Here is a 13,131-nt window from a genome sequence, read left to right on the forward strand (position 1 = left end):
GAAGGGAGGATCCGTCTCAAATGATCTCGAAGTAGCGAGCGAGCTCCCAGTCGGTGATGGCCTTGCGGAACTCGCGCTCCTCCCACTGCCGCGTCATCGCGTAGTGATCGACGAAGACGTCGCCAAACAGGTTGCGCGCCGCCTGCGAGGCGACCAGCCGGTCGGCCGCCTCCGACAACGTGCGCGGAAACGCGCGCTCGGGCGGATGCCTGCGCTCATAGGCGTTGCCGATGATCGGCTCGTCCGGTTCGATCCTGTGCTCGATTCCCCAGAGGCCCGATCCGAGCGCGGCCGCGATCGCCAGATACGGATTGATGTCGGCGGCAGCGACGCGGTACTCGACGCGCTGGCTGGCCGGCTTGCCGGGAATGACGCGCAACGCGCAGGTCCGGTTCTCGATTCCCCAGGTCGCGTCGGTCGGTGCCCAGAAGCCGGGGATCAGGCGCGAGTAGCTGTTCACGGTCGAGGCCACCATCGCGAGCAGCTCCGGAAGCAGCGCCTGCTGGCCGCCGACGAACCAGCGCATGATGTCGGACATGTCGCCGGGCCTGCCGCCCTGGTGAAACACCGGCTTGCCGTCCCGGTCGCGCAGCGACAGATGCAGATGCCCGGATTGTCCGGGATAGGCGTTCGACCATTTGGCCATGAAGGTGAGCATCTTGCCCTGACGCTCGGCCCAGACCTTGGAGAAGGTCTTGAACAGCACGGCGCGGTCGGCGGCCGCGAGCGCATCGGTGTATTGGATCGCGGCCTCCAGCACGCCGGGTCCGGTCTCGGTGTGCAGGCCTTCGACCGGCATGTCCATCTCGTTGCAGAGCTTGAGCAGCGAGCGATGAAATTCGGACTCGACGGAGGCGCGCAGCATAGAATAGCCGAACCAGCCCGGCGTGAGATTCTTCAAGCCGCGAAAGCCCTTCTCGCGCACGCTGTGCGGCGTCTCGTCGAACACGAAGAACTCGAACTCCGCGGCCACGGACGGCGAGAATCCCATGCCCTCGGCGCGGTCAATGACGCGCCGCAGCAGCCGGCGCGGACACACCCCCGCCGCGGCGCCCTCGAATTCACCGAGGAAGAACAGCATGTTCTCTTCCGTCGGCACATTGCGGCAGGTCGAAGGATCGATGCGCGCGGTCGCGTCGGGAAAGGCCGTATGCCAGCCGGTGAATGCACAATTGTCGTACATCTGGTCGTTGGAGTCCCAGCCGAACACGATATCACAGAAGCTGAAGCCGGCCTCCAGCGCGCCGACGAACTTGTCGCGCGCGAGATATTTTCCGCGAATGACGCCGTCGAGATCGACGATGCCGAGCTTGACGTGGGAGAGGCCCCGCTCCTCGACAAGGGCCTTCGCCTCGGCGATAGTTCGTACGCTTCTTGCATCCATGATCTTCAAATCTTCGGCTTCTGTGGCATCGCGGGCTATCGGCGATCGCGTCACGACGCGGCCACCTCGCGCAACTCCTCGTCGCACGCGGTGATGAACATGTCGGCGTGGTCCTTGCCGAAGCACAGCGGCGGACGAATCTTGAGCGTGCTGCCGAACGGACCGGCAGCACCGATCAGGATGCCGCGCCGGCGCAGGCGATTGATCAGCAGGCTAGCGAGCTCCGGTGCGGGCTCCTTGCTGTCGCGGTCGCGCACCAGCTCGAGCCCGATGAACAGGCCGGCACCACGAACGTCTCCGATGGTCATGTGGCGATTGCCGATCTCGCGCAATCCATCCATCAGGTGACGGCTGACCTCGCGCGCATTCTGCATCAAGCCCTCGTCCTCGATGACGTCGAGCACGGCAAGGCCTGCGGCCGCGGCCACCGGGTTGCCGCCGAAGGTGTTGAAGTACTTCACTTCCGCGGCAAAGCGATCGAGCAGCGCGGCGCGCATGGCGACGCCTCCCATCGGAAAGCCGTTGCCCATGGGCTTGCCCATCGTGACGATGTCGGGGACGACGCCATGGCGCGCGAAGCCCCACATCGCCGCCCCGGTTCGTGCGAAGCCTGGCTGCACCTCGTCGGCGATGAACAGTCCCTGACGTTCGTGCACGAGCTTCACGGTGGGGGCCAGGAAGCCGGCAGGGTCGGCATGGATGCCATCGCTCGAAAAGATCGTGTCCACCAGCAGCGCAGCAAAGCCGAAGCCGCTTCGCTCGAGATCGGTGATCGCTGCGGCAACGCTGTCGGAAAAGCGCTGGCCGGGATCGCCGACCGGATTGCGATACATCTCGGGTGCGGGAACTGCCCGCACGTGGGGCGGCAGCGGCTGACCGGGACGCGAGGACGGCGAGACATCGGTCACTGCGGCGCTATTACCGTGATAGGCGGTCTCCGTGACAATGAAGCCCGCCCGCCCGGTTGTCACTTTCGCGACCCGTAGCGCAAGGTCATTCGCCTCGCTGCCGGTGCAAGTCAGGACCAGATGATCGATCCCGCGCGGAAACGTCGCCAGGAGACGCTCCGCATAACCATCGACGACGTCGTTGAGATAGCGTGTGTGCGTGCTGAGCAGGCCGGCCTGGCGGCTTATCGCTTCGACAACGCGCGGATGCGAATGCCCGACCGACGGGACGTTGTTGTAGAGATCGAGATAGCGCCGGCCATCGACGTCGAACATATAGACGCCTTCGGCGCGCGCCATCCTGATCGGCTCCTGATAGAACAGCACCGAGGCTTTTCCGAACGAACGCAGGCGTCGTTGCACCGCCTCGCCGAGCGCTGGGTCGATTGACGACACCCGGCTCTGATCGAAGGCGTTCAACGCCAGAATCCCTTTCTCCTGCTGCATCGCCTGCCTTCCCTTTGGCCCGCGGCCTGCGCGGACCAAAGCCGTCCCCTGCGGCGATCATTCCCCAGCCGTTCCACCGCGACCTTGGATCTATGTGCGAATCCCCACAACTGAAAAGCAGATTGCAGGCAAGAGACACCAGAACGTCAGACATGCGCTCCGCATTCCAAAGCCATACCTCATATGTTTCAGTGCCTTATGTGATCGCCATGATTCCTTTGCGAATTCCATAGGCAGCACGGCGCCCAAAAAATGAGGAATATGCCACACGATTGATGTGGACTCACAACATCACTTGGGGAACGATCATGGCACGGACGCTGGAGAGGTTTGCAGCCGGAGAGACAGCGGAATGACGAGTGACGCCCCTGCTGAGGCCGACAAGCGGCCACGAAAGGCCGACGGCGACCGCCTCTCGAAGCTCGCGCGCCACAAGCACATCATCTCGCAACTCACCGCCGCGCCGACGCTGCGGGCTTCCGAGCTCGCCGCCGTGCTCGGCGTCTCCGGCGAGACCATCCGGCGCGATCTGATGGAGCTTCAGGAGCAGAAGCTCATCAACCGTACCTATGGCGGAGCGTCCCGTCCCTTCGCGCTCGAGCCGGCGCTGACCGATCGCAAGGCGATCATGATCGCCGAGCGCGAGGCGATGGCCGCGGTGATCGCCGACCTGATCCTGCCGAACGAGGTGTTGATGCTCGGCGCCGGCGCGACCACGTTTCACATCGCGCGACGGCTGGCCTCACGCGCGCACGACATCACCGTGATCACCCATGATTACGCCATTGCGGCCGCGCTAGCCGTCAATCCGTCGATCCGCGTGCTCTGCTGTCCCGGCCGCTATCACCCCACCGAAGGTTATGTGTTCGGCACGCAGACGATCGCGAACATCAACAGCTATGAGGCCAACCGCGCCATCGTGAGCGCGACCGGCATCAGCGCGCGCGGCGCGAATGATGCCGACGATGAGGCCGGTGCCATCTATGGCGCGATGGCCAAGCGCGCCGCAGAAGCCATCCTGGTGGCCGATCACGGCAAATTCGACCAGCGTGCGCTCACCGTCTTCGCACATTGGACCGATATCGATCGCCTGGTTACCGATCGGCAGCCAGAGGGAGCTCTGGCAACCGCTCTCCGTGAAGCCGGAACGGAGATCATCGTTGCGCAACCCTGAGAAAGGCCCAGCCATGGCACGCCTGACATCTGTTGCTTCCCGCGAGGAACACACCGGCCTTCATGCTGGCAACGACAAGGGCCCCGGTCCCACGCAGGATTGGCGGACCCGGATCGGACGCCTCGATCTCGAACTCGTCGGGCCGGATCACGCCTTTGCCCGCAACTGGGAACGCGTTGCCTGCATCCACGATGCCGCCTATGTGCTGGTGTTTCCGCAGACTGGATGCGTCGCATTCAGCCAGGACAGCCGCATCGGGATCGCACGTCCCGGCGAATATGTCCTGCTCAGCGAGCTCGCCTTCTACGAATTGTCGTCTGACAAGACCGCGCGCTTCCTGATGTTGCGGATTCCGGCCGCCGAGCTGCGCGGCCGGCTCGTCTCGGTTGAAGATCACATCAGTCGCCGCTTCAAGCCAAACGAACAGATGACGCACCTGCTGGCGGGCATGATCCGCAGCGTGGCCGAACTGTTCGTCGCCTCGCCGCCGCCGAACCCCCAGGCGCTCGCGACCGAAATGATCAGCTTCGTCGCGCTGACCATCGGATCGGAGGATCGCGGCGCCGCAACCGATGTGCGCAACGCGCGCTATCACCTGCGCCGCCGGATCGTCGACTTCATCGAGAGCCATCTCGGTGACCAGTCGTTGTCGCCGAAGAAGATCGCGGCGTCGAGCCGCATCTCGCTCAGTTATTTGTACAGCCTGTTCAACGACAACGAGACCACGGTCAGCCAGTTCGTCCAGACCAAGCGGCTGCAGCGGGCGTATGAAATCCTAGTCGCCGATCCGAAGGGCCGGCGGACCGTCTCGGAGGTCGCCTACGAAGTCGGCTTCAAGAACGTGTCGCATTTCTCCCGCTGCTTCAGCCGGCACTTCAAGGTGGCGCCGCGCGACGTTCGCCAGGCGCCCGTGTCGGCGCCGCAGCCGGCCGCTGGCGTGCGCTCGCCGCAGCCGAGGAGCCCTGCCGCCCGAGTGGCGCGGCGCAACGGATTCGACTCCCCCTATTGGGAGATCGACAAGCAGTCGGTCCACGAGACCGCGTAACGCCCCATCCCAAGGCAAGGCGTCGTGCGTCCCGCGACGTCGGCGCGCCTCCCGCCCGGAGCGACCATTGGACGACATTCAAGACAGATTATCGGCAAGCGAGCTCGCTTCGTTCTTCAATGAGCTTGCCGACGTGGCCGGACGGATCGCCGTGACGCACTTCCGTTCCCGCGTCGATTTCGAGCGCAAGCAGGACCTGACGCCGGTCACGATCGCCGATCGTGCGATCGAAATGGAGCTACGGCAGCTGATCGGTTCGCGCTTCCCCGATCACGGCATCCTCGGCGAGGAGATGGGATCGACGGCCGGGGACCGCTACACGTGGTATCTCGATCCGATCGACGGAACGAAGAGCTTTATCTCCGGCATGCCGCTGTTCGGCACGCTCGTCGCGCTCGCCGACGAGAGAGATGGATCGATCACCGCCGGCATGATCGATATGCCCGCGCTGGCCGAGCGGTGGTACGGCACCCGGCAAGGCACCACCTTCAACGGCGAGCTGGCAAGGGTGAGCCGCACCACGCGACTGGAAGACGCGCAGATCTACACGTCATCGCCGGACTTCTTCACGCCGAGCGACTGGGCCCGCTACGATGCGCTCAGCCAGAAGGCCATGTTCCGGCGATTTGGCGGCGACTGCTACCAATATGGCCTGCTCGCATCCGGCCACTGCGATCTCGTGGTCGAAACCTCCCTCAAGTCGTTCGACTTCATGCCGCTGATTCCGGTGGTCGAGGGCGCTGGCGGCATCGTCCGCGACTGGCAGGGGCGGCCGCTGTCGCCGGAATCCGATGGCCGGATCATCGCGGCCGCGAACGACAGCCTGCTCGAGCAGGCGCTCGCGATCCTCAATCAATAACTGCGGAAGCCCTCCCGTCGCGCGGCTCAGACGAGCCGCAACCAGCCATCCCAGCGGGGATCGTACATTACGTCGCGGGCACGCATGTATTTCCAGACGCCGTACTTCTGATAGTCGAAATCCCAGTCCTTGAGCTTCCTGTTCACGACCGCCCATGACGCCCATTTCAGGTCGGCGAGCGCCCGGTTGAGTATCACGCGCGCGACCATCTGCGGCCGCACCTCGCCCAGATATTGCTCGATCAGGGCCTCCGTCAGATGCTCGTCGAAGAACATCTCGGCGAACAGGACGCCGAGCTCATAGCTACGCTCGTTGTTGGATGCGAACTCGTAGTCGATCAGCTTCATCGGCCTTGGGCCGCCTGATTCCGCCGAGATCAGGAAATTGCCCGGCATCGGATCGTTGAAGCACGGCACGAGATCGAGACCCGACGCCAGGAACGCCGACTTGGCCTGATTGTAGCGATGCATCAGCCAGGGCATGTCCTGCGGGAAATGCGCGCCGAGCTCCCTGCCCTGCTCGATATGCTCCTCGATCATGTCGAAGATGGTCTTGGTCTGGCCGAGCTTCGGGCCGGCATGCAGGCGGCGGTAAAGGTCGAGAACGTCGGCCTGGATGGCGGCATCGCCGAAATCGGCATTGGTGCAGGCGCGATAGCCTTCGAGGAACTCGCTGATCTCGAGCCCGTCCGTGGCGTCGAAAAAGATCACCTCGGGCGCAACGCCCATGGCGTGGGCATTGCGCGCAGCTGCCTCGTTGGCGGTCACGCGATCGATGAACATCTCCGAGCCCTCGCCGGGCACCTTGATGAAGTAGCGCCGTCCATCGCCGGATATCTCGACCAGCCAGTTCTGATTCATGAGGCCGCCGACCAGCGGGGTATAGGCCGCCCCCTTGCCGTGCCATTGCGGCACGCGGGCGATCGCTGCCTCGATATTGCGCTCGTGGACTGTCGCTCCCTCGCCGAGCTTCCTGCGGACAGTCATGCGATCCTCCGAAGCATCTCGCCAAAGCGCGGCTCCCGGACCGTCATGCGGCAACGTACGAAGCGCCAGCTGGCGAACTTGTAAAACTCAAAGGTGTTGCGCGCCGACCGCGCGGCGAGCACGGCGCCGATCAGGCCCCAGCGCAGATCATCCGCCATGCCGTAGATGCGGGCGCGGCTGAATGCGCGCTCGTCGAATCCGCCGGCGTTGCGGCTGAAGGCGTCGCGCGCCTCCGGCTCCTGCGCGAAGGCTTCGACGAGGAAGCTGCCGAGGTCCTCCAGCGGGTCGGCCGTCGTGGCGCGATCCCAATCGATCAGGCGAACCTCGCCGGTGTCGCTGATCAGGATGTTCGAGACATTGCCATCGCCATGGATTGGCACCGGTTTGATGTCGAGTTTCCTCAAGGCATCGGCCGCAAAACGCAGCTCCTTGACCAGCCATTCCGCATCAGACGGCAGTTGCGCCTTCGCGGCCTTTGCCGCCTCGTAGAAATGCTCGATCTCGTCGAAGACTCCCATGCGCCGCGGCAGAGGCGCCCCTGCCTGGAACAGGCGCCGCGCCGCGATGACCGCGTCGACGATCTTCGGCTCCAGCATCCGCTCCAGCGTGCCGACCCGCCAGCCACGGTTGAGATCTTCCATGACCAGAAGTCCCGCGTCCGGATCCGCCGCAAGCACCTTGGGACCGATACCGAGATCGGATGCGCGCCGGGCCGCTTCGAACGCGCAGGCAACGTCGATGTAGAGCTTGGCATCCACATCCATGTTCTTGATGAAGATGCTCTCGCCGCTTCCGTTCCTGGTGGCGCGCCAGGGAGCGCCGTCGACCCCGCGCCAGCTTGGCGAGGCGAGGACCGGAATGGCGGGCTCGATCACGATATCGCCCGTCCCCCAGCCCGGGAGCCCGGCAATGTAGTTCCGGACCGTGGCGATTTGCGTTCCAGATTGGCTCATGACGACTTCTGATCTCTCGCGGGTGTCGTTCGGCCCGCCTGTCGCGGGCCTCCCGGTTTGATGACAAATTCGATCAAGACAGATGCAAAAGGGATGCCTCGCACTCCACCAAATCATGCCCTTACGGCAGCGGCACTACCCCGACAGGGGCGACTTTCGCTATCCGGACACTGATCCAGAACGCCATTTGTCGAGGCCAAGATGTCTGCTGCGGAACTAATCGGGATGAGCCTTGCGGGGCTGACGGAGGCCTACGCATCGCGCGCATTGTCGCCGGTGGAGGTGTTGCGAACCGTGCTCGGCCATGCCGAGGCGGTCAATCCCGCGATCAATGCGCTGTTCTGCTTCCGTCCGGAGCAAGCCATCGCAAGCGCGCAAGGCTCGGAAGCGCGATGGAAGGCGGGAACCGCACTGGGTCCGCTCGACGGCGTCCCCATGACGGTCAAGGACAGCGTCGCCATGATCGGCTGGCCCTATTTTCACGGCATCGGCGCCAACCGTGCCCTGCCGCCGTCCAACTACGATTCGCCGCCGGCGATCGCGCTCCGCGAGGCCGGCGCGGTGATCTTTGCCAAGACCACGATGCCGGATTGCGGCCTGATGGCGTCGGGCATCAGCTCGCTGCACGGCGTTACCCGCAACCCCTGGGGGCTCGCCTGGAATACCGGCGGCTCGTCGGCCGGCGCAGGCGCCTCCGTCGCCGCTGGCGCCGGCTATGTTTCCGTCGGCACGGATATCGCGGGCTCGGTCCGCCTTCCGGCCGCCCATTGCGGACTGGCCGGACTGAAGCCGACCCATGGCCGTGTGCCGCATTTGCCGGCCGACACCATGCGCATGGCAGGCCCGATGGGTCGCAGCGTGGATGATATCGCGCGCCTGCTGACCGTGCTGACGCGGCAGGACGAGCGCGACACCTGGAGCCTGCCCGCCGATGGCGTGCGCTATCACGAGCATCTGAAGCGCGACGTGAAGGGACTGAAGATCGGCGTCCTCACCGACATGGGCTTCGGCATGAAGGCCGAAGCTACGGTTCGCAGCGCGGTCGATGCGGCCGGCAAGCTGCTCGCCGGCGCCGGCGCGATCGTCGAGCCGTTCACCTCTCCGCTCACCGACGACGCCTATGCGCCGATCGACCTGTTCCTCCAGGTGCGCGGCTATCTCGAATATGCATCGCTGCCGCCGCATGGCGACACCGCACGCGACATCAATCCCTACGTTCGCGCATGGTGCCTTGGCGGGGCGAAACATTCGGGCGCCGACCTCTACCGGGCGCTGGGCCGGATCGCCAAGATGAAGGCGGCGCTGCTCGCGGCCTTCGAGGGCTGGGACTATGTCATCGCCCCGACGCTGCCGGTGGTGAATTTCCCGGCCGAGGAGCCCGGCGTGTCGCGTGAGACGCCGCTCGCGCACACGCTGTTCACCGCCATGTTCAACCAGACCTGCCAGCCCGCCTCCACCGTCTGCATGGCATTCGATTCCCGCCATCTACCGATCGGCGTCCAAGTGACCGGGCACCGCTTCGACGATCTCGGCGTCCTGCAGGTGACCAAGGCGCTGGAGGACATGCGCTCGTTCGCGATGGACTGGCCCTTCAAGCCACGGCCCTGAGCGCTCAGGCCGCGGCCTGCGCCGGGTCGCCGTCGAGAAGGTGGCAGGCGGCGAAGCGCCCCGGCGCGTGTTCGACCAGCTTCGGCGTCTCCAGCCGGCAGCGGCCGAACGCCTTCGGACAGCGCGAGGCAAAGCTGCATCCCGCCGGGATATCGATCGGGCTCGGCGGCTCGCCCTCCAGCAAGAAGTCCGCCGGGTTGAACGGCTTCTCCTCCAGCGTCGGGGCGGCCGAGAGCAATGCCTTGGTGTAGGGATGCTGGGGATCGAAGAACAGCTCGCGGTTGTCGGCGATCTCGACCATCTCACCGAGATACATCACGGCAATGCGCGTGCAGACCCTGCGCACCATTGCGAGATCATGGGAGATGAAGACATAGGTGAGGTCGTTCTTCTCCTGCAGCTTCGAGAACAGGTCCATCAGCCTTGACTGCTCGCGTTGATCCAGCGCGGACAAGGTTTCGTCGAGGATCAGCAGCTTGGGATCGAGGATCAGGGCACGCGCGATCGAGATGCGCTGGCGCTCGCCGGTGGAGAGCGTGTTCGGGAGCTGGTCATAGAGCTCGGCGGCAAGACCGACCTCGGCCATCGCTGCGATGACCCGGCTGCGCAGGTCCGCGCGGGCGACATTGCCGCGGATCAGCAGGCTCTCCTCGATCATGCGGCCGACGGTGGTGCGCGGCGGCAGCGCGTTGTACGGATCCTGCAGCAGCAGCTGGAATTCGCTGCGGGTGCGGATCAGCTCGCGCGGCGACAACGCCCCGAGCGACGTGCCGTTGAGGACGATGCTGCCGTTGTCGGGAACCTCCAGCCAGGCCAGCAGGCGCGTGAGGGTCGACTTGCCGCAGCCGGATTCCCCGACGATGCCGAAATTCTCGCGCGGCATGATGTCGAGCGTTACGCCGCGCACCGCCTGCACGTTGCTGTAGGTATTGAACGTCCCCCGCTTGCGCGCGCGATAGGTCCGAACAACGTGCTCCACCTTCATCAGCGGCACTTCGTCTTGCGCCTTGCGGCGGGCCAGCGGGCCCTCGGTGGTCGCCCACATGCGCGGCACACTGGCAATGGCCTTGCGCGTGTAGTCGGTCTGTGGCGAGGCGAGCAGGCCGGCAAACGCTTGCTGCTCGACGAACCGGCCCTGATGGAGCACGGCCGTGCGGTCGCCGAACTGGCCGAGCGTGGGCAAGGAAGACGACAGATAGATTGTCGCCATCCTGTGGCGGAGGCACAGGTCGTGGAGCAGCGCCACGATCTGTGCCGCGATGGTGACATCGAGCGGCTGGGTAATGTTGTCGGCGATCAGGACGGCGGGCTCGGCGCAAATCGCGTCCACGATCATCGCGCGCTGCATCATGCCGCCGGAAAATTTTGCCGGGTAGTCCCAATAGCGCTCCTTCGGCGATGGAATCCGGACCTCGCCGAGGAGCTGCACGACCCGCTCGCGGCATTCGCGCGGATTCCATTCGGGCCTGACGCTGTGCAGCTTTTCCGCGATCTGGGTCCCGACCGGTATCGTCGGATCGAGCGAGCTTTGCGGCTTGGAGCCGATATAGGCGATGTCGCGGCCGATCCGCACCTCGCGCGCCCCGGCGCCGAGAATGTCGTGGCCGGCGAACGTGACCCGTCCGGAGCGATACGCCAGACTTTCCGGCAGCCAGTTCGCCAATGCGCGGCTGAGCACGGTTTTGCCGGCGCCGCTTTCGCCATAGATGCCGAAGATCTCCGACGTGTTGAGGCGGAAGGAGATGTGATCGAGGATCGGCGCGGCGCCCGACGCCGAAGCGCCGACCGTGAGGTCGTCAACCTCCAGAATGAGCGAGAGATCCATCTCAGAGACCCCCATAGATGCGGTTGCGCGCCTTCTCGAGCGCCGACCCCATCAGGTTGATCGAGGTAAGCGCGATAGCCAGGAACACGCCCGGCGTGGTCGCGATCCACCAGGCATTGATCAGGTATTTGCGGGAGTCGGCGATGATGCTGCCGAAGCTCGGCGTCGGCGGCTGGATGCCAAGCCCCAGGAAGCCGAGGATCGCTTCGAAGATCATCATGCGTGCGACGTCGAGCACGGCGACGAATGCGATCGGCGGCAGGATGTTCGGTGCGGCGAACAGAAACAGGATCCGCCAGTCCCCGGCGCCGAGCACGCGCAGGCCGCGGACATATTCCTTGCCGCGCTCGGTGACCGCGGCGCTGCGCGCCACGCGCGCGTAGAGCGGCCAGCCGGACAGCGCCAGCACGATTATGATGGTCGGCACCGTCGGCCGCGACACGCCGAGAATGGTGATCGCCAGGATGATCATCGGAATCGACAATTGGGCATCGGTGATCCGCATGATGACGGTGTCCCACCATTTGCCCTTGAAGCCGGCGAACAGACCAAGGCCGCAGCCGATGACAAAGATGAGCAGGACCGTGACGACGCCGACCAGCAGCGAATAGCGCAGGCCGATCAGGCTGCGCATCAGCATGTCGCGGCCGAGCTGATCCGTACCCAGCGGATGATCCCAGGTCCATTTGTCGCCGAGAAAGACCGGCGACATGAACTTGTCCTTCACCACCATCTTGGTCGCACTGATCGAGGACACCTCGGGATAGATGGCCGAGGCCAGCACCAGCGCCATGAAGATGAAGAAACCGATCTTGAAGCTCGGCATGCGCCAGGCGGCGGCCATGATGCGGCGGTTGACGGAACGGATTGGGGCCGCCGGCAAGGCGGGCTCCTCGGCGATGATCGTGGTGGCCGTCATGCTCAGATCTCCACGCGGGGATCGACCAGATAGGCGACCAAATCCACGATGATATTGATGAAGACAAAGACGGCGCTGGTCGTGATGGCGATGCCCTGGATGACCGGAAAGTCGCGCCCGACGACAGAGACCACGGTCAGATTGCCGAGGCCAGGATAGTCGAAAATGTATTCAATTACGAGAACGCCGCCGATCAGCGTCGAAAGCTGGATCCCGAGCAGGTTGACTAGCGGCACTGCCGCGTTGCGCAGGGCGTGCGAATAGACGATGCGGCGGCGAGACAGGCCGCGCACCCGCGCCTCATCGATGAACGGCGCTTGCATGACCTCGCCGAGCGAGGTCGTCAGCGTGCGGATGATGAAGGGGGCGATCTCCACCGCGAGCACGAAGGCCGGCAGGATGACATAGGAAAACCCCTGGTAACCGAGCGCCGGCAGCAGCTTCAGCTTCACCGACAGAAACAGGATCAGAACGATCGCGAGCCAGAAATTCGGAATCGAGACGAACAGCGACTGCATTCCGAACGCCAACGCATTCTGCCAACGATGCTGGTGCAGCCCGCCCGCGATGCCGATCGGAAACGACAGCAGCAGCGCGAACACGAGCGCCATTCCGCCCAGTTGCAGCGTGAACGGCAGGCGTTCGAGGATGAGATCGATCACCGGCGCCATATCCGACTTGGTCGGGTCAACATACTGGCCGCCGGTCGCGATCATGCCGCTGCGCGGCCGCAAATAGGATTGCCCGAGATCGCCCTGTGCCAGCCCGCGCATGTACCGACCATATTGCACGATGATGGGGTCGCGCAGCCCCATCTTGGTCGCGACCTTCTCGACCACGTCGGCCGGCGCCATGCCGCCGACGATCAGGCGCACGGGATCGCCCGGCACCACGCGCAGCAGCGTGAAGATGATCAACGACGTGATGAAGACGATCAGGATGCCCTGCGCGATCCGCTTGACCAGGAATTCCAGGATCAACATC

General features: G+C 64.7%; 11 protein-coding genes. 4 read left to right on the plus strand and 7 right to left on the minus strand.

Annotation, left to right across the window (positions count from 1 at the left end; all coding sequences use genetic code 11):
- Positions 1-16: 16 nt before the first annotated feature.
- Entirely contained in the window at positions 17-1,384 is a 1,368-nt protein-coding gene (locus tag ACVMIH_RS16005) for a glutamine synthetase family protein (RefSeq protein WP_057020645.1), read from the minus strand.
- Positions 1,385-1,434: 50 nt separating this feature from the next.
- Positions 1,435-2,778, minus strand: a complete 1,344-nt coding sequence (locus tag ACVMIH_RS16010; protein WP_057020646.1) for an aspartate aminotransferase family protein — start codon at positions 2,776-2,778, stop codon at positions 1,435-1,437.
- A 352-nt stretch (positions 2,779-3,130) separates the two neighbouring features.
- On the opposite strand from ACVMIH_RS16010, the gene ACVMIH_RS16015 reads away from it, so the two are divergent.
- From ACVMIH_RS16015 to ACVMIH_RS16025, 3 genes are all read left to right on the plus strand, one after another.
- Entirely contained in the window at positions 3,131-3,952 is an 822-nt protein-coding gene (locus ACVMIH_RS16015; protein WP_057020605.1) for a DeoR/GlpR family DNA-binding transcription regulator, read from the plus strand.
- A 13-nt stretch (positions 3,953-3,965) separates the two neighbouring features.
- Positions 3,966-4,997 carry a helix-turn-helix domain-containing protein gene (locus ACVMIH_RS16020; RefSeq protein WP_057020606.1) on the plus strand — a complete coding sequence of 344 codons (1,032 nt, stop codon included), beginning with the start codon at positions 3,966-3,968 and terminating at the stop codon, positions 4,995-4,997.
- Positions 4,998-5,064: 67 nt separating this feature from the next.
- A complete protein-coding gene (locus ACVMIH_RS16025) occupies positions 5,065-5,856 on the plus strand; it encodes an inositol monophosphatase family protein (protein WP_057020607.1) in 792 nt (263 codons plus the stop codon).
- A 26-nt stretch (positions 5,857-5,882) separates the two neighbouring features.
- On the opposite strand, the gene ACVMIH_RS16030 is transcribed toward ACVMIH_RS16025, so the two are convergent.
- Entirely contained in the window at positions 5,883-6,842 is a 960-nt protein-coding gene (locus tag ACVMIH_RS16030) for a phosphotransferase (protein ID WP_456862491.1), read from the minus strand.
- Complete coding sequence (locus tag ACVMIH_RS16035; RefSeq protein ID WP_063790183.1) at positions 6,839-7,795, minus strand: phosphotransferase family protein; 957 nt, start codon at positions 7,793-7,795, stop codon at positions 6,839-6,841. Before ACVMIH_RS16035 ends, ACVMIH_RS16030 begins: the two co-directional genes overlap by 4 nt.
- Before the next feature lie 201 nt (positions 7,796-7,996).
- Here ACVMIH_RS16035 and ACVMIH_RS16040 point away from each other — a divergent pair, with 201 nt between their 5' ends.
- Positions 7,997-9,403 carry an amidase gene (locus ACVMIH_RS16040; protein ID WP_057020610.1) on the plus strand — a complete coding sequence of 469 codons (1,407 nt, stop codon included), beginning with the start codon at positions 7,997-7,999 and terminating at the stop codon, positions 9,401-9,403.
- A gap of 4 nt (positions 9,404-9,407) precedes the next feature.
- Here the strand turns inward: ACVMIH_RS16040 and ACVMIH_RS16045 are convergent, their stop codons facing one another.
- From ACVMIH_RS16045 to ACVMIH_RS16055, 3 genes are read right to left on the minus strand one after another with little or no spacing between them, the layout of a single operon-like run.
- Positions 9,408-11,228, minus strand: coding sequence for an ABC transporter ATP-binding protein (locus tag ACVMIH_RS16045; protein WP_057020611.1), 1,821 nt, complete (start codon positions 11,226-11,228; stop codon positions 9,408-9,410).
- 1 nt (position 11,229) lies between these two features.
- Positions 11,230-12,147, minus strand: coding sequence for an ABC transporter permease (locus ACVMIH_RS16050; RefSeq protein WP_057020612.1), 918 nt, complete (start codon positions 12,145-12,147; stop codon positions 11,230-11,232).
- A gap of 2 nt (positions 12,148-12,149) precedes the next feature.
- Positions 12,150-13,130 (minus strand): ABC transporter permease, encoded by a 981-nt coding sequence (locus ACVMIH_RS16055; protein WP_057020613.1) that lies wholly within the window; start codon positions 13,128-13,130, stop codon positions 12,150-12,152.
- Position 13,131: the final 1 nt, after the last annotated feature.

The sequence above is a fragment of the Bradyrhizobium sp. USDA 4503 genome, assembly GCF_054055815.1.

Excerpts from the sequence above, each read along its gene's own strand:
- ACVMIH_RS16010 (WP_057020646.1), bottom strand. The coding sequence starts at position 2,778 with ATGCAGCAGGAGAAAGGGATTCTGGCGTTGAACGCCTTCGATCAGAGC.
- ACVMIH_RS16045 (WP_057020611.1), bottom strand. The coding sequence starts at position 11,228 with ATGGATCTCTCGCTCATTCTGGAGGTTGACGACCTCACGGTCGGCGCT.
- ACVMIH_RS16055 (WP_057020613.1), bottom strand. The coding sequence starts at position 13,130 with ATGTTGATCCTGGAATTCCTGGTCAAGCGGATCGCGCAGGGCATCCTG.
- ACVMIH_RS16030 (WP_456862491.1), bottom strand. The coding sequence starts at position 6,842 with ATGACTGTCCGCAGGAAGCTCGGCGAGGGAGCGACAGTCCACGAGCGC.
- ACVMIH_RS16040 (WP_057020610.1), top strand. The coding sequence starts at position 7,997 with ATGTCTGCTGCGGAACTAATCGGGATGAGCCTTGCGGGGCTGACGGAG.
- ACVMIH_RS16005 (WP_057020645.1), bottom strand. The coding sequence starts at position 1,384 with ATGGATGCAAGAAGCGTACGAACTATCGCCGAGGCGAAGGCCCTTGTC.
- ACVMIH_RS16015 (WP_057020605.1), top strand. The coding sequence starts at position 3,131 with ATGACGAGTGACGCCCCTGCTGAGGCCGACAAGCGGCCACGAAAGGCC.
- ACVMIH_RS16020 (WP_057020606.1), top strand. The coding sequence starts at position 3,966 with ATGGCACGCCTGACATCTGTTGCTTCCCGCGAGGAACACACCGGCCTT.
- ACVMIH_RS16050 (WP_057020612.1), bottom strand. The coding sequence starts at position 12,147 with ATGACGGCCACCACGATCATCGCCGAGGAGCCCGCCTTGCCGGCGGCC.
- ACVMIH_RS16035 (WP_063790183.1), bottom strand. The coding sequence starts at position 7,795 with ATGAGCCAATCTGGAACGCAAATCGCCACGGTCCGGAACTACATTGCC.